Genomic DNA, 25279 nt, shown 5'->3' with positions numbered 1-25279 from the left:
ATTTTGCCGCATCGGCGCCGGCCGCGGAAGTGAACGATCTGGAACCGGCGCCGGTGCCGACTACAATGCGCGGTCATGAACGCGATTCCATCCCGCAAACACGACTACGAAGCGGCCAAACTCGCCAAGCGCCTGCGCCATCAGGTCGGCCAGGCGATCGCCGACTTCAACCTCATCGAGGACGGCGATCGCGTGATGGTCTGCCTGTCCGGCGGCAAGGATTCCTACGCCCTGCTCGATATCCTGCTCAAGCTGCAGGCGAAGGCGCCAGTGCGCTTCGAGCTCGTCGCGGTGCATCTCGACCAGAAGCAGCCCGGTTACGACCCCGACGTGCTGCCCGCGTACCTGCGTGCGCGCGGCGTGCCGTTCCACGTGATCGAGCAGGACACCTACAGCGTCGTGAAGCGCGTGGTGCCCGAAGGCAGGACCATGTGCAGCCTGTGCTCGCGCCTGCGACGCGGCTCGCTCTATGCGTACGCGGCCGAGCACGGCTACACGAAGATGGCGCTGGGTCATCATCGCGACGACATCGTCGAGACGCTGTTCCTCAACCTCTTCCACCAGGCGACGCTGAAGGCCATGCCGCCGAAGCTGCGTTCGGACGACGGGCGCAACGTGCTGATCCGCCCGCTCGCCTACTGCGCCGAGGATGACCTCGCGGCGTACGCCAAACAGCAGGCGTTCCCGATCATGCCGTGCAACCTGTGCGGCTCGCAGGAGAACCTGCAGCGCAAGGCGATCAAGGCGATGCTGGCCGAATGGGAGCGCAAGCAGCCCGGCCGGATCGAAAACATCTTCCGCGCGCTCGGCAACGTCGCGCCCTCGCACCTCACCGACCGCGCGCTGTTCGACTTCGCGGGGTTGGGTGCGGGTGTCGGGCAAGCCGCCGCGGATGCGCACGCATGGCTCGCCGGCGCGGAGCCCGCGCACGAGACGGAGTAAGCTCGCCTGCTGCGTCGCCCGGGCGAATTCCGGGCTTGGCGCCTCCGCTCCATCTGCAAGTCACGCCGGACTCCGGTCTTCGCCGCGTGGACACGCTTTTTCTTCGATTCCAACCACGGATCCCGACCTGCTCATGTTCTTTCGCAATCTCAGCCTGTTTCGTTTCCCGGAAAGTGTCACAAAATCCATCAAACGTCTGCCAAAAGACCTCGAAACGCATCGATTACGCGATTGCGGACCGCTCGAGCTCGCGACGCGCGGTTTTGTTTCGCCGTACGGGCGCGAAAGCGATGAACTCATGCACGCGTCCGGTGCCTTCTGCCTGGTGTCGATCGGCTCCGAGGAGCGCCTGTTGCCCGGTGTCGTAGTGGCCGAGGAACTCGCCGATCGCATCGCCAAGATCGCCGACAAGCAAGGTCGCCGACCCGGCGCGAAAGAACGCAAGCGATTGAAGGAAGAGGTGATTTCGGAACTCCTCCCGCGCGCGTTCATACGCCCGTCACGCTTGTCTGCTTATCTGGATGCCGAGCAGGGCTGGTTCGTGGTCGACAGCGCCAGCCGCAAGGCGGCCGAAGATGCGGTCAGCCAGGTCCGCGAGGCCCTCGGCCGTTTCCCGGCGACTCCGATGGCGCCGGCGGAATCGCCGCGGAACCTGATGACGGGCTGGCTGATAGATGGGAAACTGCCAAAAGGACTGGTGCTCGGCGAGGAAGTCGAATTGCGCGACCCGGCGGAGGCTGGCGCGATCGTCCGCTGCCGCCGCCAGGACCTTGAATCGGACGAAGTCCGGGAGCATCTGAAGTCAGGCAAGCAGGTATTCCAGCTCGGCCTCGTGTTCGATGACCGGATGAGTTTCGTGCTCGGCGAAGACCTCGTCGTGCGCAAGCTCCGCTTCCTCGACGTCGTGCTCGACGAGCTCGGCGACGGCACGGCGGAATCGGCGCGTGCGGAACTGGATGCGACGTTTGCGTTGATGACGCTCGAGCTGAGGACCCTGTTCGAGCGACTGGAAAAGTGGTTTGGAATCCCCCGCCCGGGCGAGCGCGACTGACGCGCCGCGCGCGTGGAACAGTCGGAGAAATGAAGTGGAACTTGCGCACGACTACCTTGAACTGGCGACGCAGGCCGGCGAAACGATCAAGGTGCTGCGCAAGAGCCATCCGCAGGCGCGCCGCCTGCGCCTGACCGTGACGCCAGGTGGCGCGAGAGTCACTTATCCCGAAGGTACGCATCCGGCCCAGGTGTTCGCATTCCTGCGCAAACATGGCGAATGGCTCGAACGCAAGCTCGACGAGCTCAGCCTCGGTTCGGCGCCGCCGGCGCTGAAGCCGGGCGCGGCGACGGTGATGCCGTTGCGTGGCGAAACCACGCGCCTTTCATGGCGCGACGGTGCCTATCCGCGGATCGAGCAGGTCGACGACCGCCTCGTGCTGACCCTGCCGCGACCGCACGGCAAGTCGACCCTGCCGGCGGCGCGCGCGCTCCTTCGCTCGTTCCTCGAAGCGCAGATCCGCCGCGACGTCAGCCGCTATCTCGCACGTTATTGCCCGGAACTCGCGCGCGCTCCGACTGCGGTCAAGCTGCGCCCACTGAAGAGCCTTTGGGGGAGCCTCGACACGCGCGACCGCGTAACGCTCGATCTTGCCCTCGCGCTCGCTCCGCCCGCGGCGCTGCGCTACGTGGTCGTGCACGAGCTCTGCCACCTGCGCATCCGCAGTCATTCACCGCGCTTCTGGGCGCTGGTGGAGAGCCTTTATCCGGAGTGGCGCGAACAGCGTGACTGGCTGCGACTCAATGGCCAGGCGCTGAAGGCCGAACTGAATCGCCTGATCCAGGCGTGAATCGAGCGCGTCGTTGTTGTACACGGCCGGCGCGATCGCGGGCTTGTTGCTCGTCGTCTTCGCTCGCTAGGCTCGCAGTCGCGGGGATGGCGACCATTGCTCACGGTGTTTCTTCGCGTGCGCGGTGTGCTTGGTGTTTCAATCTTTCGCTTGTAGCAACGCTGCGGCGACTGCGGGCGCATCTTCGAGATGCAGGTGGTGGTGTCCCGGTAGCCGCACCACGCGGATGTCGGCCACACGCGCTGCGCGCGCGTCCATCATCGCCGACGGCAGATAACTCGTCGCGGGGTCGGCGAGCACGAGCGACGTTCGTGCGCGTATGGCGCCGAGCATGGCCAGCACTTCGTCTTCGGTGTAGCGCTGCGGGCTGACGAGGGTCAGGCGGGGATCGCTCGACCATACGTGGCCACCATCGGCGGGTTCGATGCCGCGCGTGACGATCGCGCGCGCGGCCGGCTCGGACAGGTCGTTGGCGAGCATGCGCGCGGTGATCGCTTCGGCGAGCGTCGGAAACACGCGCAACGGGCGGCGCGCAGAAAACGCCGCATGCTGGTCGAGCGCGCGCCGCAGCTGCGGCAAGGCCTCATCGAGCGTGCGCGTGAGTGGCCCAAGCGCTTCGATCAGCAGCAGCTCGCCGACGCGTTCGGGATAGAGCGCCGCGAACAGGCTCGCGAGGGTGCCGCCGAGCGAATGGCCGAGCAGGTCCACCCGGTGCCAGCCGCAATGGTCGAGCGTCGCGCGGATGTCGTCGAAATAGTCTACGTAGTGGTACCACGCGCCGGCTGCGATGTGCGACGAGCGTCCATGTCCGCGCAGGTCGAGCGCGACCACCTGCCAGCGCCGCGCGAGCAGCGGCGCGAGTGCATCGAACGTGGCGGCATTGTCGAGCCAGCCGTGCAGGGCGAGTAGCGGCGGTGAAGCAGGATCGCCCCAGCGCTTCGCGGCAAGCGTCGCGTGTGGCAAATCGAAGCGCAGTTCCTCAGCGGCGCGCATCACGGATCTGTTCGTGGCGCGCGCGCGCGGCGCCTGCTTGCGCGGCTGCGCGCGCGGCGTCGAAAGCGGGATCGAACTCGGGCCAACCCTGTGCATGGCGCAACACAAGATCAGTGAGCGCCGCGACCTGATCGTCGCCGGCGTTCAGCGCCGGAATGTATTCGAAGCGGTCGCCGCCCGCGTGCAGGAAACGCGCATGGTTGGTGAGCGCGATTTCCTCGAGCGTTTCGAGGCAGTCGATCGCGAAGCCCGGGCACAGCACCTGCACGTGGCGGATGCCCTGCGCAGGCAGGTCGCGCAGGGTAGCTTCGGTGTACGGCTGCAGCCACTTCGCACGCCCGACGCGCGACTGGAACGTGACGATCAGCTCCTCTTCGCCGAGGCCGAGCCGTTCGCGCAGGCGCCGCGCGGTCGCGTGGCACTGGCAGAAGTAGGGATCACCGAGGCGCAGGTTGCGCTCGGGAATGCCGTGGAACGACAGCAGCAGGCGCTGCGCGCGGCCGTTGCGCTGCCAGTACCCCTCGACGCTGCGCGCGAGCGCTTCGACGTGCCGCGCGTCGGAGTGATAATCGGTGATGACCCGCTGTTCCGGCACCCAACGCCAGCGCGCGAACTCGCGTGCGATGGCATCGAGGGCCGAAGCGGTGGTGGTCGCGGAATATTGCGGGAACAGCGGCAGCACGAGCACCCGCTGCACGCCCGCTTGGGCGAGTTCACGCAGGACCGGCCCGATCCCGGGTTGGCCGTAGCGCATCGCGTGGCGCACCAGGATCGGGCCCGGTCGTTGCGCGCGCAGCGAGGCTTGCAGGCGCTCGGCCAGCGCCGCGGTCCCGACCGCCAGCGGCGAGCCCTGCGCGGTCCAGATCTTCGCGTAGAGCGCGGCCGAACGCGCCGGGCGCACGCGCAGGATCAGCCCATGCAGCACGATCCGCCACAGCCAGCGCGGCAGCTCGACGACGCGCGGATCGGCCAGGAATTGGGCGAGGTAGCGCCGCACCGCACGTGGCGTCGGCGCTTCCGGCGTGCCGAGGTTGACGAGCAGCACGGCCGCCGCGGTGGGGTCGCCGTGGCGATGGTTGGACAGTCCGAAATAGCGGGGCATTGTTTGGCTGGGTTCGACGGGGCGGCGCGCATTCGTGCGCCGCGGCGTGGCCGGGCAGGGGCCGCCGGACAGGGTTTTGACGGCCTTGGATTTGCTGGTTAGACTCGGGGTGCCATCGCGGAGAACCGCGAGGCAGACGATTACCATAACGATAACATGCCGCCATGCGCTTGCTGACCTGCCTCATCGCCGCAGGGATGTTCGCTGTCGCCGCCATTCCAGCGGGTGCGGCGACGGTCTCCTATGGCGAGGCGTTCGATACGCTCTACCGAATCGACCTTGAAACACGGACTGCGAGTCCGATCGGTAGCGCTGGTTTCCTCGGTAGCCAAAGGATCGGCAATATCAGTGGCCTCACCTTGCTCGGTGATGGTTCCGCCTATGCCGTCTCCGGCAGCCTGAAGGCCCTGCTTCGAATCAACCTGTCGTCGGGCTCCAGTCAGGTCATCGGAAACCTCGGGTTGAGCGATCAGGGCTCCGGACAATTTGACGCCCTCGACCTAGGCATGACATCCGACTGCGACGACGTGCTGTGGCTCGTTTCCGGCACGCTGCAGCAGTTGTGGCGCGTCGATCCAGCCAGCGGCACTCCCACCCTCGTCGGCTCGACCGGGCATTCGATTTCAGGTTTGGTCGCAGACGGCGATGCCTTGTATGGCACTGGTGGTGACGGCGACCATACGCTCTATCGCGTCAATAAGAGCGACGCATCCGCGACGGCGATCGGCTCCTTCGGGACAGAAGCTCCCGCTGCGCTCAATTCCGTTTCCATGAGCTTCGCCGAGGATGGAACGCTCTGGGCCGTGTTGAACTACGTCCCGCCTGCTTCGGGCTCGGTTACGCCGGACTGGAGTGATTTGGCGGTGATCGACCCCGAAACAGGTCGAATGACCCTTAAGGGGCCGATCACCGGGCCGGAAGCGTTACGCCAAGTCGGCATGAAGGGTTTTGCGACCTCCACTAGGCAATGCCCCGCAGGGAGCGCTCCGGTGGCGGCACCGGTGGTTTCGATCTGGGGCCTGCTTGCCTTGTGCATGCTTCTTCCTGCGGCCGTGTTCTTTCGCCAACGAGAGCTTCGCGAATGCGAACTCTCGCGGCGCCTGAATCGCGGCAGAGCGAGCGTGCCTCTCGCGAGGGCCTAGGGAACAATGCCGGCGTCGTACGATGCGACTGCGCTGGACGTCATGCCTGGGTAGCCATCTACGTAGATCGTCGCTGTATGAGATCGATGATTCGGTACGGTTGCCGCACACGTAGGGATCCAACCTGTTTGTGGGCCGGTGATCTCCGTGCATCCTGTGAAATGATACGTTGGGCCCGAAGAATCCATGAGCCATGAATTAATCATAGAACTTGGCCGATAGTATGCGACCTGCGAACTCGGGCCACTCGACGTGTAGAGATAGCATGCATTCTTCGTATAGATACCCGTTTGATTTCCTACATTGCATTCGAGCCAGGCATTCGGGAATTCGCTGGACGCGAGAATCGATTTGCATGCGAATGCGCCGATTGTCAGCGCGAACATGAGAGAGATTTTCATGCGAACTTCCTAGGTTAGTGGGGATCGACGGCGTTCACGTTGATGAACAGTCGACGAACTTCCTGGCCAAAAAGGTTGCCGTCCACGCGTCGGTTGTGGGATGTAAACCGAGCGCTCCCACATAATCCAGTGAAAACCATGAAATTTTCAAGTAGTACACTCGTTGCGGCCCTGTTCCTCTCGCTGACGTCATTCGTGCACGCAGGCGAGGAAGAGAACCAGCGCGCCGAAAACGCCGTGCGCGTGCTCAAGGAAGTGATGGAAGCGCCGGACAAGGCGGTACCGCGCGACCTGTTGCAGAACGCGCACGCGATCGCGGTGGTTCCGGATGTGATCAAGGCAGGCCTCGTCATCGGCGGTCGCCATGGCAACGGCCTGATCGCGGTGAAGACGCGCGATGGCACCTGGTCCAACCCGGCGTTCGTAAGCATGACCGGCGGCAGCATCGGCTTCCAGGCCGGCGTGTCCTCGACCGACGTGATCCTCGTGTTCCGCACCCAGCGTGGCGTCGATTCGATCGTGCACGGCAAGTTCACGCTCGGTGCCGACGCCTCGGCCGCGGCCGGCCCGGTCGGACGATCGGCCCAGGCCTCTACCGATGCGCAGCTGAAGGCCGAAATCTATTCCTACTCGCGCGCTCGCGGCCTGTTCGCCGGCGCCGCGCTCGACGGCACCGCGATCACGATCGACAACGACGCCAACCAGGCCGTCTACGGCGACGGCGTGACGACACGCCGCATCTTCGACGGCGGCGTTTCCAAGGTGCCGAACCCTATCGTGGACTTCCGCGATCTGCTGGAGGAGTACACTACGAAGTAACGCGGCGCGCGGCGTCCGCTTCACCACGTACGGGTAGTCCTCATGGGCGGTTTCAGCATTTGGCACTGGTTGGTCCTGCTGGTCATCATCGCGCTGGTATTCGGCACGAAGAAGCTGCGCAACGTCGGCGAGGACGTTGGCGCCGCGATCAAGGGCTTCAAGAAGGGCATGCAGGACGGCGACGACAAGGCGCAGCTGAAGGCGGACCCGCCGGCGGAGAGTGCCGGCACGACCAACAGCAAGGCCGAGCGCGTCGACTGACGCGCGCTTCGGGATCGTCATGTTCGATGTCGGCTTCAGCGAGATCGCGCTGGTCGCGGTCGTCGCCCTGCTCGTGCTCGGGCCGGAACGCCTGCCGCGTGTCGCGCGCACCGCGGGCGCGCTGGTGAGGCGCGCCCGCGCGAGCTGGCTGAACGTGCGCGGCGAGATCGAGCGCGAACTCGCGGCGGAAGACCTCAGGAAGTCGATCGACGAGGTACGCCGCGCCGCGGACGTGCGCGCCGACGTGCAGGCCACGAAGGCCGATGTCGAGGCTGCCGTGCGCGCAAACCCCACGACACCGCCTGCAGCGCCGTCCGATGAGCGAAGCTGAGCACGAAGGCGAGGGCGAGGCGTCCTTCATCTCGCATCTGGTCGAGCTGCGAGAACGCCTGCTGAAAGCCGTTGCGGCGGTGATGCTGGTGCTGCTGGCCCTGCTGCCGTTCGCGAACAAGCTGTACGGCTGGCTCGCGCTGCCGCTGATCTCGCACCTGCCGCAGGGTGGGACGATGATCGCGACCGAGGTCGCTTCGCCGTTCCTGACCCCGCTCAAGCTCGCATTCTTTGTCGCCTTGTTCGCAGCGATCCCGTTCGTGCTGTACCAGCTCTGGGCATTCGTCGCGCCCGGCCTGTACCGCCATGAAAAACGCCTCGCGGTGCCGATCCTGATATCGTCGGTGGTGCTGTTCTACATCGGCTGTGCGTTCGCGTACTTCCTCGTCCTGCCGGCGGTGTTCGCGTTCATGACCAACGTCGCGCCGGCCGGTGTCGCGGTCACGCCGGACATCGGCCGCTATCTCGATTTCGTGCTGATGCTGTTTCTCGCCTTCGGCCTGTGCTTCGAGGTTCCGGTGGTGCTCGTGATCCTGGTCGCGCTCGGCATCGTGACGCCGGCGCAGCTTGCCGGCAGCCGCCGCTACGCGATCGTCGGCGCGTTCGCGATCGCCGCCGTATTGACCCCGCCCGACGTGCTGTCGCAGACCATGCTCGCGGTGCCGATGTGCCTGCTGTACGAGGTTGGCATTCTCGGCGCCCGCTTCCTGACGCGCGCTCCTCCGGCCGCCGACCGCCCTGCGTGAAAGGCGACTGTGGGCGCCGGAGCGTCCCTGGCGGACCGTCCGGCTTAACAAATCGTCACAAAATCATGCGCTTCGGCATACTACGGCGTACAGTCCACACAGTTACACTTCTAAAACAGTCAAAATAAAGTGTGACGGCACAATCCGCTGTCCGGAGCGAACATGAAGAAGTCCATTGCTGCAAGGGAAACCGAGGACGCACGCGACGCCAGCCTGCGTGTCTCCAAGCGCGTCCGCGACAGCCTCAAGGCCGCTGCGGCGGTCATGGGTCGCCCGCTTTACGACGTCACCAACGAGGCGATCAGCGACTATCTGTCCGGCCTGAAGCTCGGCGATCCGCTCGCCGCGATCCGCCGCGCCGGCCGTCGCAAGTAGGAGCGGCAGTCCGCCGGCATCAAGCGCGCTCCTGCAGGGGCAGCCCGACCGCGCGCCCAGCCGCTCAGCCCACTTCGCAAAGGGCAATCGCCCGAAAGCGCTGCAACAGGCGTCGCGTCACCGGCGCCGGTGCGTGGCCGCGTTGCCGGCAGCATGGCAATGGGCAGTCGCCGTTCGCGACCCGCGCAGGCGCGCGCAGGTAGCCGCGCATGATCTCGACGCTGAATTCCGGGTGGAACTGCAATCCCCACACGCGCGGCGCGTAGCGCACCGCGTGGTTCGGGTCGTGTGCAGAGCTTGCGAGCACCACCGCGCCCTCCGGCAGGTCGAGCACGCTCTGCCGATGTGAAACATGGGCGAGGAACCGGGCAGGCGCGACATCCATGAGCGCATCGTCGCCAGCGTCCGGCCGCCGTTCGATCGCGACCGTGCCGATCTCGCGGCCGTGCGCGTGGTAGTCGACACGACCCCCGAGGGCGTGCGCGAGCAGCTGGTGCCCGTAGCAGACGCCTAGAATCGGCAGTCCGGCCCGCACGGCTCCGCGCAACCAGTCCGCGGTCGCTTCGCTCCAGTCGAGGCGTTCGCTGACCATCGACGGCGAGCCGGTCACGATCGCGCCCGCATACGCACGCGCATCCGGCAGCGCCTCCCCCGCATGCGCTTGCACGATGTCCAGCGCGTCCCGATGCAGGCCGAGTCCGCGCTGGAACCAGCCGGGAAAGTCGCCGTGGCGCCGGCGCACGGCGGGCAGGGTGTTGCCCGTCTGCACGATCAGGATCTTCTGCGCGGCGGCACCAGCCATGCCGTTGTGGCTCATTCGGTCGGCGGCAGCACGTTGGCGACTTCCTTGATCGTCGTCACGCCCCGCACGACCTGTGCCGCGGCGGATGCGCGCAACGGTTGCATGCCCTCCGCGTAGGCGGTCTCGCTGAGCTTGGCGAGGTTCATGTCCGGCTGGATCAGGGCGCGGATCGCCGGCGACACGCGCATCATCTCGTAGATGCCGGTGCGGCCGAGGAAGCCGGTCTTGCGGCATTCGAGGCAACCCTTCGGCCCGTACACCTTTGCCGGCGGCGCCAGCGGCCAGCGATGCGTGAGCGCGGCCCACGCCTGCACGTCGAGCGGGACTTCGACCTTGCAATGCGGGCACAGCGTGCGTACCAGGCGCTGCGCGACGATCCCGGTCACGGTCGACTGGATCAGGTAATTGGGCACGCCGAGGTCGAGCAGTCGCGTAATCGCGCTCGGCGCATCGTTGGTGTGCAGCGTCGACAGCACGAGGTGGCCGGTCAACGACGCCTGCACCGCCATCTGCGCGGTTTCGAGGTCGCGGATTTCGCCGACCATGATGATGTCCGGGTCCTGGCGCATGAGCGTGCGCACGCCGGCTGCGAAGTCGAGGTCGATCGCCTGGTGCACCTGCATCTGGTTGAACTCGGGACTCACCATCTCGATCGGATCCTCGACCGTGCAGACGTTGAGGTCCGGCGTGGCCAGCACCTTCAGGGTCGAGTACAGCGTGGTGGTCTTGCCCGAGCCGGTCGGGCCGGTCACCAGCACGATGCCGTGCGGACGGTCGACGAACTCGCGCCACAGCTTCTCCTCGGATGGAGAAAAGCCGAGCTGGCGGAACTCCTTGACCACGATGTCCGGGTCGAAGATGCGCATCACGATCTTCTCGCCGAACGCGGTCGGCATCGACGACAGGCGCAGCTCGACCTCGCGGCCCTCCTGCGAGCGCGTCTTGATGCGCCCGTCCTGCGGCCGGCGCTTCTCGGCGACGTCCATGCGGCCGAGGATCTTGATGCGCGAAGTCACCGCGGTCATCACCGGGGTCGGCAGCTCGAACACCTTGTGCATGACGCCGTCGATGCGGAAGCGGATATTGCTGGTATCGCGGCGCGGCTCGAGGTGGATGTCCGACGCGCGCTGCTCGAACGCGTATTGCAGCAGCCAGTCGACGATGTGCACGACATGGCGGTCGTCGACGCCGACGTCGCCGGTCTTGCCGAGCTCGACCAGCTGCTCGAAATTGAAGATCGCACGGCCGTCGCGCGGATCGTTCTTGGCGTCCTTCGCGCGCTGGATGGAGCGCTGCACGCTCCACCATTCGGCGAGATAGCGGTTGACGTCGAGCGGACTCGCGACGACCCGCTGGATGTCGCGACGCAGGATGTGGCCGAGATCGGCGACCCAGCGCGTATCGAACGGTTCCGGCGTCGCGAACACCACCTGCATGTCGGTGACCGCGACCGGCAGGATCCGGTAGCGCGTCGCATAGGCGTGGCTGACCACCTGGGTCACGCTCGCCACGTCGATCTTCATCGGATCGATCTTGAGATAGGGCAGGCCGGCTTTCTCGGCCAGCCAATGGGTCAGCACTTCGAGGCTGAGCGGCTTGTCCGGATGGCGCAGGTCGGCGAGCTTGAGATTGGCGACCAGCACGAGCGGATGCAGTTCGCTGCGGCCACGCGTGGTGCGGATGTCGAGGCGCACGCGCTTCGCATCGGCCTCGGTCAAGAGCCCGTCGGCGAGCAGGGCGGTTAGCGTCTCGTCGAGGTCGAGGCGGCGGTGCAGGCCGAGCGCGTGCGGTTTCGGGGCGCCCGGGAGCGGGGTCGCGCTGGCCATGATGCGAGTCCGGCAGGGTATCCGTCGCTATACTAGCGCGCTTTTCGTACGCATCTTTGTGAGTTGGCGCATGCCGGGACCGACCTTCCAGGAAGTCATCCAGACCTTGAACCGCTATTGGGCGGAACGGGGCTGCGTACTCATCCAGCCGCTCGATACCGAGGTCGGCGCCGGCACGTTCCATCCGGCGACGTTCCTGCGTGCGATCGGACCGGAGCCGTGGGCCGCCGCCTACGTGCAGCCGTCGCGTCGGCCGACCGACGGTCGCTACGGCCAGAATCCGAATCGCCTGCAGCATTACTACCAGTACCAGGTCGTGCTGAAACCGAACCCGGACGACATCCTCGACCTCTACATCGGCTCGCTCAAGGCGCTCGGCGTCGATCCGCTCGTGCACGATCTGCGCTTCGTCGAAGACAACTGGGAATCGCCGACGCTCGGCGCGTGGGGCCTCGGCTGGGAAGTCTGGTTGAACGGCATGGAAGTCACCCAGTTCACCTACTTCCAGCAGGCCGGCGGGCTCGAATGCCGCCCGGTCACGGGCGAGATCACCTACGGCCTCGAACGCCTCGCGATGTACCTGCAGAACGTCGACAACGTCTACGACCTGGTCTGGACCAACGCGCCGCACGGCGTTGTCACCTACGGCGACGTGTTCCACCAGAACGAAGTCGAGCAGAGTACCTACAACTTCGAGCACGCGAACGTGGCCAGACTGTTCGACTGGTTCGACACCTGCGAAGGCGAGGCGCAGCGTCTGGTCGCGGCCGGCCTGCCGTTGCCGGCCTACGAGCAGGTGATGAAGGCGAGCCACACGTTCAACCTGCTCGATGCGCGCCGCGCGATCAGCGTGACCGAACGCCAGCGCTACATCCTGCGCGTGCGCAGCCTGTCGCGCAGCGTCGCCGAGGCGTACTACGCGCAGCGCGAAAAGCTCGGTTTCCCGGGACTGAAGCAGAACAAGGAGGCCGCGTGATGTCGGCCGCCAACGACGCATCGCTGCTGATCGAACTCGGCACCGAGGAACTGCCGCCGAAGGCGCTCGATGAACTCGCCGCGGCGTTTGCCGCCGGCATCACCGACGGACTCGCGAAACGCGGCATCACGGCCGATCTTGCCGGCGCGAAGGCATACTGTTCGCCGCGCCGGCTCGCCGTGCTCGTGCCGGGCGTCGCCGCCGAGCAGCCATTGCAGAAGTCCGAAGCGCTCGGCCCCTACGCCAACATCGGCCTCGACGCGAACGGCGCGCCCACACCGGCGTTGCTCGGCTTCGCCGCGAAGAACGGCCTCGCGGTCGACCAGCTGCAGCGCACCAGCGACGCCAAGGGCGAGCGCTTCGTCGCGCGCAGCGAGAAGCCGGGGCAGGCGACCGCGGTGCTGCTGCCGGAAATCCTCGTCGAAGCGCTCAAGGCCTTGCCGATTCCGAAACCGATGCGCTGGGGCAACCACGACTACGCGTTCGTGCGTCCGGCACACTGGCTGGTCATGCTGCACGGCGACCAGGTCATCGACGGCGAGGTGTTCGGCATCCGCTCAGGACGCAGCTCGCGTGGTCACCGCTTCCATCATCCGCATCCGGTGCACATCGTCGACGCGGATTCGTGGCTGCTCGCGCTGCGCATGGCGAAGGTGCTGGCCGATCCGGCGGAGCGCCGCGCGCGCGTACGCGAGGAAGTCGCGCGCGTCGCGCTCGCAGGCACCATTCCGCGCCTGTCCGACGCCCTGGTCGACGAGATCGCGAACCTGACCGAGTGGCCCGTCGGCATCGCGTGTGCGTTCGATCGCGATTTCCTCGCGGTGCCGCAGGAGGCGCTGGTGACGACGATGGAGACGAACCAGAAATTCGTGTCGACGTTCGATGTCGCGGGGGCGCTGACCGAGCATTTCATCGGCGTCGCCAACATCGAATCCAAGGACCCGGCCGAGATCCGCAACGGCTACGAGCGCGTGATCCGCCCGCGCTTCGCCGATGCGAAGTTCTTTTTCGATGAAGACCTCAAGTCGCCGCTCGCGGCACAGCAGGATGCGCTGAAGAACGTCACCTATCAGCAGGCGCTGGGTTCCCTGTGGGACAAAACCGTGCGCGTCGCCGAGCTCGCGCGCGTGATCGCCAATCGTCTGCGCGAAGCGGGCGTCGAGATCGATGCCGCGCTTGCGACACGCGCGGCGGCCCTGTCCAAGTGCGATCTCATGACGCGCATGGTCGGCGAGTTCCCCGAGCTGCAGGGCACGATGGGCCGCTACTACGCGACTGCGAACGGCGAAAACGCGGAAGTCGCGCTCGCTCTGGACGAGTTCTACCGCCCGCGCTTCGCCGGCGACGACATCGCGCGAGGCAAGCTCGGTCAGGTGCTCGCCGTGGCCGAGCGCATCGACACGCTCGCCGGCATCTTCGCGGTTGGCATGAAGCCGTCCGGCAACAAGGATCCGTTCGCGCTGCGGCGCGCCGCGCTCGGCCTCGCGCGCACGCTGGTCGAGGGTGGACTCATGCTCGACTTGCGCGCGCAGTTCGACGAGGCGCTTGCGCAGTTGCCGGAGAGCGCGCTCGCGGCGGGCGTGCCGAAAGCCAAGGTCGGTGCCGCTGCGACTGCATTCGATCCGGGCGCGCGCCGCGCGGAGCTTGCGGCTGAACTGTACGACTTCATCCTTGACCGCCTGCGAGGCTACTACGCTGATCGTGACATTCCCACGGACGCGTTCGAAGCGGTGCGCTCGCTCGCGCCGCCCGATCTCGTCGATTTCGACCAGCGCTTGCGCGCGGTCGTCGAGTTCGCGCGCCTGCCGGAGGCACAAGCCCTGGCTGCCGCCAACAAGCGCATCGCGAACATCCTCAAGCAGGCGAATTTCACGACGCAGCAGAGTTACACCGCACGTCCGAGCGATCCGCAATCCCAGAAAGACCTTGCGCGTGCGCTGGATACGGCTGGCGAAGACTATCGAAGCCTGCTCGAATCGCGCGACTATGTTGGCGTCCTTCGCAAATTGGCGACGCTGCGCGATGTCGTCGATCGTTTCTTCGCCGAGGTAATGGTCATGGACGAGGATGCCGACGTGCGGGAGAACCGACTCGCCCTGCTCAGCAACCTGCGCGTCATGTTCCTGCGCGTCGCCGACGTCTCGCTGCTGCCGGCCGCGTGAGGTCGACTTCGCCGTTGCAAGCCGGTCGCGTGCCGGTGCTTTGAGCGGCGACTGCTAACGCAGGAGTGGCCGGCCGTTCACGCGCCAGCAGGTCGGTGCGATTGCGCCTTCGCGCCGCGCGGATTATCGTGGCGCAAGTCGCACGCCGTGGCCCGATGCTTGCAGCCGCCGTGGCGCAAACCCCGATCACGTGGTGCCTTGCGTTCCAAGCTCGGCACGGATCGGCGTCGGGTATACGATAGCTTTCGTCAATTGGAGAATCAGCCATGCGCACTCACTGGATCGCGGCGATCGCCGCACTCGCACTCCTCGGCGGATGCGATTCGGGCAAGCAGGAAGCCGACAGCAAGGCGCAGGCCGCGAACGCGATTGCCGCCGGCACCGCGATCACCGGCACGGTGACCCTTCGCGACCCGATCGCGATCGGTGCGGGTGCCAAGCTCGATCTGAAACTGGTCGACGCAGGGCAGCCGGAACCGCCGATCGCAACGAAGACGATCGACGTCAATGGCGCGCCGCCGTACGCCTTCTCGGTCGATTTCGACCGCTCGCGCATCACGGCCGGGCGGACCTACGTGTTGAATGCGGTGCTGACCGATGGTGACCGCCGCTTCCTGCCGGGCCTGACCTCGCCGGTGTTGACGCACGGCGCGCCTGCCAGCATCCAGATCCTGCTGACTGCCGAAGCGACGCCTTCGGAGAAGCTGAAAGACGAGTACTCGAAATTGCAGGGCCGCATCGGCGCGCTGAAGAAGGTAGCCGGCACCTACACCACGGACACGGCCTCGATTGCCTGGGATGCGTTCTACGAAGGCGCTTCGGTGCGCTTCATGCGCGTCAACACCGAGCTCGACGCCGGCGGCCGCAGCGCGGTCTATTACGCGTTCACCAAGGAGGGCAAGCCGATGGTCGTGCAGCAGAAGGGCGGTGCGATGGTCGGCTGGTCCGACGACGGCACCCTGCTCGTCAACGAGAAGCACGGTGGCGGCGAGGTCAGCGCGGCGGAGGCAGCGTCCATGCATGACGCGGCGAGCAAGGCGTTGCCGATGGCGCAGGAAAAGGTCGACGCTACGCGCAAGAAGTAGGCCGTAGGCAGCGCTGCATTCGGGCCATTCCGCAGATGCCTGCAATTGCTCCTGCATTGCAGGCATACCGTCCATCCATGGACACAAAGAAGGCGGCCCAACCTGGGGGAATGGGCCGCCTTGGCGAATCGGCCGTTACTTCCCTGGGGTGGAAGGTCGCGGCGCACATCGCGAATGGACAATAGCGCCGCGTCGCTTTCGGCAAGCTGACAAGCTCCTCCTGGAAACCCTCCTGCGCCAGCGGTCCGGATTTACCGGAATTCGACCCGCACACGCGTACCGCGTCCACCGGCGCCGTCCTCGATCGAGAACGTCGCCTCGTGTGCGTGCGCGATCTCATCGACGATCGCGAGGCCGAGGCCGCAGCCATTGCCGGGCGAGCCGGGCAACCGGCGGAAGCGTTCACGCACGCGACCGCGCTCGGCCAGCGGGATCCCCGGACCGTCGTCCTCGACCTCGATGAAGCGGACCGCTCCGTCCACGCCACTGCGCACCGTCACGCGGCCGCCGGGCGGCGTGTACGTGAGGGCGTTGTCGACGAGATTGCCGAGCAGCTCGCGCAACAGCCACGCACTTCCGACCGTGCGTGCCGGCGCCGTCTCCGCGCCGAGATCGATGCGGGCGAGCAGCGACCGGTCCAGGTACTGCGCAACCGCGTCGGTGGCGAGCGCCTCGAGATCGACGACGTGGAAGTCGTCGTGGGTGGTCGCGGAACGCTCCGATCGCGCCAGCGCGAGCAACTGGTTCGCCGTGTGCGCGAGGCGTTGTGTGCCTTCGTGCAGGGCGCGCAGGCGTGCGGCCAGTGCGTTGTCGCCGGATTCGCGCGCGAGCAGGTCGAGCTGGGCGATTATCCCGCTCAGCGGCGTCCGCAGCTGGTGTGCGGCATCGGCGAGGAACTGTTGCTGCGCGCGCGCGTTGTCGCGCACGGTTTCGAACAGCGCGTTGAGCGTGTGCACCAGCGGACGCACTTCGCTCGGCACCTGCGCGCGGTCAAGCGGCGCGAGGTCGCGCGCCGAACGCTGCGCGATCTGTTCGCCGAGCGCTCGCAGCGGACGCACGCCGTAGCGCACGCCGATCCACACCAGCAGCAGGGTGCCGCCGAGCTGCACGATGTCGGTCAGCACGATGGTGGCAAGGATGTTGCGGATCGCGGCGGCGCGCTTGCGAGTGGTCTCGGCGATCGTGATCGTGACCTCGGTGTGGCCGATGCGCGTCGCATGGGTCACCAGGCGGATCGTTTCACCGCGGAACAGGCCATCGCTGAATTCATGCTGCGCATCCGCGGCGGGCAGAAGGTCGCCGTCGCCGCTGATGACGTGGCCATCCGCCGCGCGGACCACGAAGTAGATCGCATCGACGCTGTCCGCGCGCAGCACCGCCACTGCCTGCGGCGGCAGGTCGGCGTCGATGCGGCCATCCGAATCGGCGTCATGCAGATGCGCCGCCACCGCGAGCGCCATTTCGTGCAACGCGCGGTCATAGGCCGCGCGGATCGAGGCCGAGCCGGTGCGGTAGTCGATGAACACGCCGATGCCGAGCAGCAGCGCCAGCGGCAGCAGCAGCAGGCCGAGCAGGCGACGGCTGACCGACGGCGCGGGGCCGGCTCCCGCGTTCACAGGCCGCATCGCCTGAGCGCGTTCATCCGGGCGTGTCATCGAGGCGGTAGCCGAGTCCGCGTACGGTGCGGATCGGCGCAGCGCCACCGAGCTTGGTGCGCAGGCGCGAGACGTAGACCTCGATCGCGTTCGCGCCGATATCCTCGTCCCAGTTCGCGATCGCCTGCAGCAGGCGATCCTTGGCGACGACGCGACCGATGTTGAGCGACAGGCATTCGAGCACGGCCCATTCGCGGCGGGTCAGGCTGACCGCCTTGCCCTCGACTTCGACGCGCCGCGCCGCGAGGTCCAGACGCAGCTCTCCGATCACGAGTTCCGCGCTCGCTGCCGAGCGGCTGCGCCGGATCAGCGCGCGGCAGCGAGCGACGAGCTCGGGCAGCGCGAACGGTTTCACGAGGTAGTCGTCGGCGCCGAGGTCGAGCGCATTGACGCGATCGGCGAGCGCGTCGCGCGCGGTCAGGATCAGCACCGGTACCGCGGTCCCGGCGCGGCGCATGCGCTGCAGCAGCACCAGGCCGTCGACGCCGGGCAAGCCGATGTCGACCACCGCGAGGTCGAACGATTCGGTCCCGAGTGCGGTGCCGGCGCGCTCGGCGGATTCGACATGGTCGACCGCATAGCCGGCTTCGGCCAGCCCGCGCCGGATCGCGTCGGCGACGAGCGCATCGTCTTCAACCACCAGAATCCGCATGGCGAGCGGCTCCGATGCTCAGGCGACGCGCTTGCCGGCGCGCTTGAGGTGGACCAGCAACAGCGAAACCGCGGCCGGTGTCATGCCCGAGATGCGCCGCGCTTCGCCGATCGTCTGCGGACGCACGTGCTTCAGCTTGCCGAGGGCTTCGGCAGACAGACCGCGCACCGCGTCGAAATCGAAAGCCGGCGGAATCGGCGCCTCGTCGTGGCGACGGCTGCGTTCGATCTCTTCCTGCTGGCGTTCCAGATAGCCGGCGTACTTGATTTCGACCTCGACTTGCTCGGCAACGGCTTCGTCATCCACACCAGGACCGATGCCGTCGAGCGCGACCAGCGCGCGGTAGCCGATGCCGGGCCGGCGCAGCAGGTCGCGTGCATTCGTCTCGCGCGTCAGCGCGAATCCGAGCGCGGCCTCGACCGTGCGCCCGAGCGCGTTGGACGGCGTTGCCCACAGCGCGCGCAAGCGCGCACCTTCGCGCTCGATCGCATCGCGTTTGCGCAGCGTCGCGTCGAGGCGCTCGGCCGGTACGCAGCCGAGCGTGTGGCCACGTTCGGTCAGGCGCAGGTCCGCGTTGTCCTCACGCAGTTGCAGGCGGTATTCCGCGCGCGAAGTGAACATTCGGTACGGCTCGCTGGTGCCGTTGGTGACGAGATCGTCGATCAGCACGCCGATGTAGGACTCGTCGCGGCGCGGTGTCCACGCTTCGCGCTGCTGCGTCGCGCGCGCCGCGTTGAGACCGGCAATCAGGCCTTGCGCGGCGGCTTCCTCGTAGCCGGTGGTGCCGTTGATCTGTCCTGCGAAGTACAGGCCATCGAGCGCCTTCGTTTCGAGCGAGGCCTTGAGGCCGCGCGGATCGAAGTAGTCGTATTCGATTGCATAGCCGGGGCGCGTGACATGCGCGTGCTCGAGCCCGCGGATCGAACGCACCAGCTCGACCTGGACGTCGAATGGCAGCGAGGTCGAGATGCCGTTCGGATAGATCTCGAACGTGTCGAGCCCTTCGGGTTCGAGGAAGATCTGGTGCGAGGTCTTGTCGGCGAAGCGCACGACCTTGTCCTCGATCGACGGGCAGTAGCGCGGACCGGTGCCTTCGATCACGCCGCCGTACAACGGCGAGCGATCGAGCCCGCCACGGATGATCGCGTGCGTATGCTCGCTCGTGTGCGTGATCCAGCAGCTGACCTGGCGCGGATGGTCGGCCGTCGAGCCGAGGAACGAGAACACCGGTGCGGGATCATCGCCCGGCTGCTCCGCCAGCATCGACCAGTCGATCGTGCGGCCGTCGATGCGTGGCGGCGTGCCGGTCTTGAGGCGACCGACCGGCAGGGCGAGTTCGCGTAGTGTTTCCGCCAGCCGTTGCGCGGGCGGATCGCCGGCGCGACCGCCGGCGTGCTGGGTCAGGCCGACGTGGATCTTGCCGGCGAGGAAGGTGCCGGCGGTCAGCACGACCGCGCGCGCGCGGAATTCGAGGCCGGATTGGGTGCGCACACCGCAGACGCGCCCGTGCTCGACGATCAACCCATCGACGGCCTGCTGGAACAGCGCGAGGCCCGCTTGCGTCTCGACCCGACGGCGGATGGCCGCTTTGTACAAAACCCGGTCGGCCTGGCAGCGCGTCGCGCGCACCGCCGGACCCTTGGACGCGTTCAGCGTGCGCCACTGGATGCCTGCGCGATCCGCCGCCGCTGCCATCGCGCCGCCGAGCGCATCGATTTCCTTGACCAGATGACCCTTGCCGATCCCGCCGATCGCGGGATTGCAGCTCATCTGGCCGATGGTTTCGATGTTGTGGGTCAGCAGCAGGGTGCGTGCCCCGCAGCGCGCGCTAGCGAGCGCCGCCTCGGTGCCCGCATGCCCACCGCCAATCACGATGACGTCATGGTCGTACATTGGTTTTCACAATCGTTGGTGCATCGCGCGGACCGCGATCGCCGGGCCTGCGCGCATTCTATCCAGCCCGGTGCGTGCGCGCTGCTGGCACGGAACATGCTGCTGCACCACTACACTCCCACCGACGCGCGGCGTATGCGAGCACGTCGATGGTCGGAATTCAGGGGCCGACCTGCGTCGGTGGGAGCACCTATGCTTTTGCGATCCGCTCCGGATCGCTTCCCTCGGATTGACCGGGCGGAACCTGCCAGGTAACGGCTTCGGGGTCGCCCGACAGCGCACATCCGTGCCCGCACTCCCTGATGAGAAGCACGGCTTCCACGACCGATTGGCAACCTCGAGGCATTGGCGGTCTTGCGTCCGCGCGCGGTTGCGTCTGCGGCGTGACCTGCATTTTGCGGGAAGAGGCTGGCGCCCGGCGGTCGTAGGAACAGGGGGTATCCAAGAGGACCGTGTGCCGGGCGCCAGTGACCGGGATTCGTCGAGCCGTCAGGGCGTCTGGACGCGCCGCGATCGGCGCTCGTTGCAGAATGTCACAGGCCTGTCCCCTTCAGGCCATGGCGAAACGGGTTGCTCGAACCCATCAACGCCGCAAGGTTGCCGTAACGACCGCTGGCAGACTGTGACGATCGTCGCGAACTCCTGTCTGCCACCGCGCGCGTTGTGCCGGACGCGTCAGGTTTGGACCACGCGTGTCGCCTGCGACGCCGATCATGCGCGCGGTCCGCTGCGATGGCAATGCAAAAAACGCGGTTTTCGCACTTGGCACAGGGCTTGCTCTGACCTTGGTACAGCGGAACCCACGGAGAACGGACATGAGCAACTTCGCCAGCATGAGCATCAACCCCCTCTTCCTGCGCCACGATCTGATGATCGAACTCGGTCGCCTGGAAATGGCGATGGACAGCGCCCGCGGCGAGCCGCAACGAGACGACGCGATCGGCCAGCTCGAAACCCGCTGCGCGAAGATTAACGAAGCATTGAGCCGCCTGCCTGCCTGACGCTGCGCGACACACTCCGTGACAAATTCGTGCGGTCGACACCCTGGTCGGCCGTGCAACCGGTGGAACAGGGGAAGACCGGGATTGCGCAACGCGCGATCCCGGTTTTTTGATGTCCATGGATGGACGGAATGCCGGAATTGCAGGAGCAAATTCCGGTGTGTCCATGGATGGACGGAATGCAGGTCCGCGCTCGCTCCCGGCGCGCGCGAACACTCCCCACATCCTTGTGGGTCGAAATTGCAGGAGCAAATTCCGGTGTGTCCATGGATGGATGGAATGCCGGCCCCGCGCTCGCTCCCGGCGCGCGCGAACACTCCCCACATCCTTGTGAGTCGAAATTGCAGGAGCAAATTCCGGTGTGTCCATGGATGGGCGGAATGCCCTCCCGGCGTGTCCAGGGGCGGACGGAAAGCCGCATTGCTTCTCTGTAGAGCGGAGCTTTCCGGGTTCAGCAAAGCCGAAGCAGGCGGTGCAAGCGCCGCTATTGCGAACGCGACGCGATGGTTGCCTTGGCGCGGCTCACTCGGCCGCCAGGCTGCGCGCGAGGATGTCGGCGAGATCCGGAGAAATCCGTTCGCGCGCGCGCATGCGGTCCAGTTCGCGATGCATGAGCGCGCGCCGCAGCGGCTCGTGCCGGCGCCAGGCGCCGAAGGCCGTCGCGAGGCGTGCGGCGACCTGCGGCGTGATCGCATCGAGTTTGAGGATCGCATCGGCGACCAGGCGGTAGCCGTTGCCATCGGCGCGATGGAATGCGCGCGGGTTGCGCAGCGCGAATGCGCCGAGCAGGGCGAACACGTTGTTCGGGTTGGTCCAGCGGAATGCGCGGTGGGCGAGCAGGGTGGCGACGCGATCGCACGCGCGCGGGTCGGCTTCGGTCGCCTGCAGGCTGAACCATTTGTCGAGCACGAGCGGCTCGCCCGCATGGTGTCGCGCGAAGCCCTCGAGCGCCGCATCGACGCCCGCATCGCGCACGCTGAGCAGCACGCCAAGCGCGGCGAGACGGTCGGTCAGGTTGTGCGCGCCCGCGTAGTGCGCCTGCGCCAGCACGCGGTGCCGCACGTCGGCGCGGCACAGCGCCGCGAGACAGGTGTTGCGCAGGCGCCTGCGCGCCTGCGCGCGCGAGTCGATCGAGCCGCCGTCGCCGTGCAAGGCGCGATAGCGCGCAAGCAGGCGTGCTTCGAGCGCGCTTGCGAGAGCCGTCTCGATGCGCGCACGCGCCTGGTGCACCGCCTCGGGATCGACGTCGACGAGGCTATCCGCGAGCGAGGCGGAATCGGCGACGGTGAGCATCTCGGCCGCGAGCGCGGGATCGAGTTCGCGCTCGTCGAGCATGGCGCCGAGGCAGCGCGTCCACAAGCTCAGCAGGTGCGCGTCCGGTTCGCCCTCGGCGTGTGCCTGCGCGAACAGCCGTCGCGCCAGCGTGTCCGCTGCGAACCAGCGGTTGAAGCCGTCGTCGTCGTGGCACGCCAGCGCGGCGAGTTCCTCCGCGGTCGAGTCCTGCACCAGTCGCACCGGCGCCGAATAGCCGCGCAACAGCGACGCGACCGGTGACGATTCGATATCGACGAAGCGGAACGTCGCACTCTCCGCGCCGAGCACCAGCACGCGTTCGCATGCGTCGCTGCCCGCTTCGCCGTCGAGACGAAGACGCTGCGCAGCACCGTCGGCACCGTACAGGGCGACCGCGACCGGAATCGGCACGGGCTGCTTGTACGGCTGTCCCGGCGTCGCCGGCGTGTGCTGGCGTAGGGTGAGCTCGTAGCAGCGTCGGCGCGGATCGTGGTGTCCGCGCGCATGCAGCACGGGGGTGCCGGCCTGTGCGTACCACGCCAGCCACGCAGAAAGGTCGCGCTCGTTCGCGTCGCCGAGCGCGGCGAGCAGATCCTCGACGGTCGCCGCGGTGCCATCGTGCCGTTCGAAATACAGGTCGAGCCCGCGCCGGAATCCGTCACGGCCGAGCACCACGCCGAGCATGCGCGCGATCTCGGCACCTTTCTCGTACACGGTCGCGGTGTAGAAGTTGTTGATCTCGCTGTAGCGATCCGGCCGCACAGGATGCGCGAGCGGCCCGGCGTCCTCGCTGAACTGCGCGCGCCAAAGCAGGCGCACGTCCTCGATCCGGCGCAGCGTGCGCGAGGCGACGTCGGACTCGAACTCCTGTTCGCGGTAGACGGTCAGGCCTTCCTTCAGGCACAACTGGAACCAGTCGCGGCAGGTCACGCGATTGCCGCTCCAGTTGTGGAAATATTCGTGGCCGATCACGGCCAGCACGTGCCGGTGGTCGTCGTCGGTCGCGCTGGCCGGATCGGCCAGCAGGTACTTCGCGTTGAAGATGTTGAGACCCTTGTTCTCCATCGCGCCCATCGTGAAGTCGTGGGTCGCGACGATGTGGAACGCGTCGAGGTCGTAGCAGCGACCGAAGCGCTGCTCGTCCCACCGCATCGCCAGCTTCAGGCATTGCATCGCCCACCCGCAGCGACCGATCGCGTCGGCCTCGGCGTGGATCAGCAGGCGAACCGCACGCCCCTCGGCGGTGACGAAATGGTCCTCGATCGACTCGAACCGGCCGGCGACCAGCGCGAACAGGTAGCTCGGCTTCGGATGCGGGTCGACGAAACGCGCCCAGTGGCGTCCATCGCCGAGATCGCCGGCGCCATCCGCATCGCCGTTCGCGAGCAGCAGGGGATAGCGCGCGCGCTCGGCACGCAGGGTGACGGTGTAGCGTGCCAGCACGTCGCTTCGATCGAGGAACGGCGTAATGTGGCGAAAACCTTCCGCCTCGCATTGGGTCAGCAGGAAGCCGTGCTCGCGCGTGCCACTCAGGTAAAGCCCCTGCATCGCGCTGTTGCGCGCCGGCGCGATGCGCACGCAGGTCTGCACGATCGCGCCGTCGTGCACACCGGGAATGGCGAGGCTCGTCTCGTCGAGCCGGTACTCGGCCGCGGCGAGCACGCGCCCGTCGATGCGCACTTCGAGCAGTTCGAGTGCAGCGAGATCGAAGCGCAACTCGACCCCGGGCAACGCTTGCTGCAGCGTCGTGCGTGCGGTGACGACCGTGGCATCCGCGTCCAGATCGATTTCGAGCTCGATCGTGCCGACGCACCACGCGGGCGGGCGGTAGTCGCGCAGGAACACGGTCGGCTTCGCGCCAACGGTTTCGTTCATGGGGAGCGAGCGGTCGGACTGGACCGGCGCAGGCTAGCATGCGGGGCTGCGCCGCGTGTATCGTGCCGCGCTTGTGCATCCGGATGCCCGTCATGACGACCGCGCCCGATTTCGCCGCGATCGAGGCAGCTGCCGCGCGCATCGCGCCGCACGCGCAGCGCACGCCGGTGCTGCGTTCGCGCTCGCTCGACGCGCTCGCAGGCGCGCAGCTGTTCTTCAAGTGCGAGCACCTGCAACGCGCAGGTGCGTTCAAGTTCCGCGGTGCCTGCAATGCGGTGTGGTCGCTCGATGACGAGGAAGCGCGCCGCGGTGTCGTCACGCATTCCTCCGGCAACCATGGTGCGGCGCTCGCGCTGGCCGCGCGGACGCGCGGCGTCGCCGCCCACGTGGTCGTGCCGGAAGATGCGGTCAAGACCAAGCTCGACGCGATCGCGGCCTATGGCGCGACCCTGCACGCATGCGCGCCGACCACCCGCGCGCGCGAACAGGCGGCGGCACAGGTGCAGGCGCGGACGGGAGCGATCCTCGTGCATCCGTACACCGATCCGCGCGTGATCGCCGGCCAGGGCACCGCCGCACTCGAACTGTTCGACGAAGTCGACCTGCTCGACGTCGTGATCACTCCGGTCGGAGGCGGCGGCCTCGCCAGCGGCAGCGCGATTGCTGCACGCGCGATCAACCCCGGCGTGGCGTTGTTCGCAGCCGAGCCGGCCGGCGCCGCCGATGCGTACGAATCATTGCGCCGCGGCGAGCGCGTGACCGATATCCAGAGCGACACGATGTGCGACGGCCTGCGCGCGACGATCGGAGCGATCAATCTCGATCTGCTGCGCCGGCATGCAGTCGAGGTTCTGCCGGTCGCCGACAGCGATACGCTCGCGGCAATGAAACTGCTGTGGCAACGGCTCAAGCAACTGGTCGAACCGTCGTCGGCGACCGTGCTCGCCGCCGTGCTCGCCCATCCAGGCCGCTTCGCCGGCCGCCGCGTCGGCGTGATCCTGTCCGGCGGCAACGTCGATCCGGGATTTTTTTGCCAGAGGAGCCTCTGAACAACGCTTCCTTGCCGTCGTCCCGCGAACACGGAATCCGGTGTCCTGGATTTCAAGG

The 25279-nt window shown here is 67.0% G+C and carries 21 protein-coding genes and 1 pseudogene; 14 read left to right on the top strand and 8 right to left on the bottom strand.

All coding sequences use genetic code 11. The features are described from left to right. Positions 1 to 75 precede the first annotated feature (75 nt). From ttcA to ACILRJ_RS01640, 3 genes are all read left to right on the top strand, one after another. Complete coding sequence (gene ttcA / locus ACILRJ_RS01650; protein ID WP_395679703.1) at positions 76 to 942, top strand: tRNA 2-thiocytidine(32) synthetase TtcA; 867 nt, start codon at positions 76 to 78, stop codon at positions 940 to 942. A gap of 133 nt (positions 943 to 1075) precedes the next feature. After that, a complete protein-coding gene (locus tag ACILRJ_RS01645; protein ID WP_395680754.1) occupies positions 1076 to 1993 on the top strand; it encodes a recombination-associated protein RdgC in 918 nt (305 codons plus the stop codon). Between the two features lie 34 nt (positions 1994 to 2027). Continuing rightward, positions 2028 to 2783 (top strand): M48 family metallopeptidase, encoded by a 756-nt coding sequence (locus ACILRJ_RS01640; RefSeq protein ID WP_395679701.1) that lies wholly within the window; start codon positions 2028 to 2030, stop codon positions 2781 to 2783. A gap of 138 nt (positions 2784 to 2921) precedes the next feature. Here the strand turns inward: ACILRJ_RS01640 and ACILRJ_RS01635 are convergent, their stop codons facing one another. Both ACILRJ_RS01635 and hemH read right to left on the bottom strand, forming a co-directional pair. Next, positions 2922 to 3776 (bottom strand): alpha/beta fold hydrolase, encoded by an 855-nt coding sequence (locus ACILRJ_RS01635; protein WP_395680752.1) that lies wholly within the window; start codon positions 3774 to 3776, stop codon positions 2922 to 2924. Continuing rightward, positions 3763 to 4878 (bottom strand): ferrochelatase, encoded by a 1116-nt coding sequence (hemH, locus tag ACILRJ_RS01630; RefSeq protein WP_395679699.1) that lies wholly within the window; start codon positions 4876 to 4878, stop codon positions 3763 to 3765. The genes ACILRJ_RS01635 and hemH overlap by 14 nt, the downstream gene beginning before the upstream one ends. A gap of 164 nt (positions 4879 to 5042) precedes the next feature. Between hemH and ACILRJ_RS01625 the strand changes: the two genes are divergently transcribed. The 6 genes and pseudogenes from ACILRJ_RS01625 (at position 5043) to ACILRJ_RS01600 (ending at position 8952) form a co-directional block, all read left to right on the top strand. Next, entirely contained in the window at positions 5043 to 6020 is a 978-nt protein-coding gene (locus ACILRJ_RS01625) for a hypothetical protein (RefSeq protein ID WP_395679697.1), read from the top strand. A 539-nt stretch (positions 6021 to 6559) separates the two neighbouring features. Next, entirely contained in the window at positions 6560 to 7240 is a 681-nt protein-coding gene (locus ACILRJ_RS01620) for a lipid-binding SYLF domain-containing protein (RefSeq protein WP_395679695.1), read from the top strand. A gap of 42 nt (positions 7241 to 7282) precedes the next feature. Next, positions 7283 to 7501 carry a Sec-independent protein translocase subunit TatA gene (tatA, locus tag ACILRJ_RS01615; protein WP_395679693.1) on the top strand — a complete coding sequence of 73 codons (219 nt, stop codon included), beginning with the start codon at positions 7283 to 7285 and terminating at the stop codon, positions 7499 to 7501. 19 nt (positions 7502 to 7520) lie between these two features. Next, positions 7521 to 7698 (top strand): annotated as a pseudogene (gene tatB / locus ACILRJ_RS01610) (Sec-independent protein translocase protein TatB); the annotation flags it as partial. Positions 7699 to 7818: 120 nt separating this feature from the next. Next, positions 7819 to 8577 carry a twin-arginine translocase subunit TatC gene (tatC, locus tag ACILRJ_RS01605; protein ID WP_395679691.1) on the top strand — a complete coding sequence of 253 codons (759 nt, stop codon included), beginning with the start codon at positions 7819 to 7821 and terminating at the stop codon, positions 8575 to 8577. 162 nt (positions 8578 to 8739) lie between these two features. Beyond that, a complete protein-coding gene (locus ACILRJ_RS01600) occupies positions 8740 to 8952 on the top strand; it encodes a hypothetical protein (RefSeq protein WP_395679689.1) in 213 nt (70 codons plus the stop codon). Positions 8953 to 9016: 64 nt separating this feature from the next. Here ACILRJ_RS01600 and ACILRJ_RS01595 read toward each other — a convergent pair whose 3' ends face one another. Both ACILRJ_RS01595 and ACILRJ_RS01590 read right to left on the bottom strand, forming a co-directional pair. Further along, on the bottom strand, positions 9017 to 9754 hold the full coding sequence (locus tag ACILRJ_RS01595) for a glutamine amidotransferase (protein ID WP_395679687.1): 738 nt from the start codon (positions 9752 to 9754) through the stop codon (positions 9017 to 9019). Between the two features lie 11 nt (positions 9755 to 9765). After that, positions 9766 to 11580, bottom strand: a complete 1815-nt coding sequence (locus ACILRJ_RS01590; RefSeq protein WP_395679685.1) for a GspE/PulE family protein — start codon at positions 11578 to 11580, stop codon at positions 9766 to 9768. Positions 11581 to 11650: 70 nt separating this feature from the next. On the opposite strand from ACILRJ_RS01590, the gene glyQ reads away from it, so the two are divergent. The 3 genes from glyQ to ACILRJ_RS01575 all read left to right on the top strand — a co-directional run bounded on the left by glyQ (position 11651) and on the right by ACILRJ_RS01575 (position 15803). Continuing rightward, positions 11651 to 12556 carry a glycine--tRNA ligase subunit alpha gene (glyQ, locus tag ACILRJ_RS01585; RefSeq protein ID WP_395679683.1) on the top strand — a complete coding sequence of 302 codons (906 nt, stop codon included), beginning with the start codon at positions 11651 to 11653 and terminating at the stop codon, positions 12554 to 12556. Continuing rightward, entirely contained in the window at positions 12556 to 14718 is a 2163-nt protein-coding gene (gene glyS, locus ACILRJ_RS01580; RefSeq protein ID WP_395679681.1) for a glycine--tRNA ligase subunit beta, read from the top strand. The genes glyQ and glyS overlap by 1 nt, the downstream gene beginning before the upstream one ends. 266 nt (positions 14719 to 14984) lie before the next feature. Next, positions 14985 to 15803: a YbaY family lipoprotein gene (locus tag ACILRJ_RS01575; RefSeq protein WP_395679679.1), complete on the top strand. Its 819-nt coding sequence runs from the start codon at positions 14985 to 14987 to the stop codon at positions 15801 to 15803. Positions 15804 to 16054: 251 nt separating this feature from the next. Here the strand turns inward: ACILRJ_RS01575 and ACILRJ_RS01570 are convergent, their stop codons facing one another. Genes ACILRJ_RS01570 through mnmG form a run of 3 tightly spaced genes read right to left on the bottom strand, consistent with a single transcriptional unit; the run spans position 16055 to position 20003 of the window. Then, a complete protein-coding gene (locus ACILRJ_RS01570) occupies positions 16055 to 17419 on the bottom strand; it encodes a sensor histidine kinase N-terminal domain-containing protein (RefSeq protein WP_395679677.1) in 1365 nt (454 codons plus the stop codon). A gap of 22 nt (positions 17420 to 17441) precedes the next feature. Continuing rightward, complete coding sequence (locus ACILRJ_RS01565; RefSeq protein WP_395679675.1) at positions 17442 to 18110, bottom strand: response regulator; 669 nt, start codon at positions 18108 to 18110, stop codon at positions 17442 to 17444. 18 nt (positions 18111 to 18128) lie between these two features. Beyond that, positions 18129 to 20003: a tRNA uridine-5-carboxymethylaminomethyl(34) synthesis enzyme MnmG gene (gene mnmG, locus ACILRJ_RS01560; protein ID WP_395679673.1), complete on the bottom strand. Its 1875-nt coding sequence runs from the start codon at positions 20001 to 20003 to the stop codon at positions 18129 to 18131. A gap of 815 nt (positions 20004 to 20818) precedes the next feature. Between mnmG and ACILRJ_RS01555 the strand changes: the two genes are divergently transcribed. Next, the gene (locus ACILRJ_RS01555; protein ID WP_395679671.1) at positions 20819 to 21004 is read left to right on the top strand and encodes a hypothetical protein; all 186 of its coding nucleotides are present in this window, start codon (positions 20819 to 20821) and stop codon (positions 21002 to 21004) included. Between the two features lie 522 nt (positions 21005 to 21526). Here ACILRJ_RS01555 and pepN read toward each other — a convergent pair. Further along, positions 21527 to 24172, bottom strand: a complete 2646-nt coding sequence (gene pepN, locus ACILRJ_RS01550; RefSeq protein WP_395679669.1) for an aminopeptidase N — start codon at positions 24170 to 24172, stop codon at positions 21527 to 21529. A 92-nt stretch (positions 24173 to 24264) separates the two neighbouring features. Between pepN and ACILRJ_RS01545 the strand changes: the two genes are divergently transcribed. Then, complete coding sequence (locus tag ACILRJ_RS01545) at positions 24265 to 25221, top strand: pyridoxal-phosphate dependent enzyme (protein WP_395679667.1); 957 nt, start codon at positions 24265 to 24267, stop codon at positions 25219 to 25221. The last annotated feature ends 58 nt before the right edge of the window (positions 25222 to 25279 follow it).

Source organism: Dokdonella sp. (assembly GCF_044227025.1).
GTDB lineage: Bacteria > Pseudomonadota > Gammaproteobacteria > Xanthomonadales > Rhodanobacteraceae > Dokdonella_A.
This window is presented reverse-complemented; position numbering and strand designations above follow the sequence as displayed.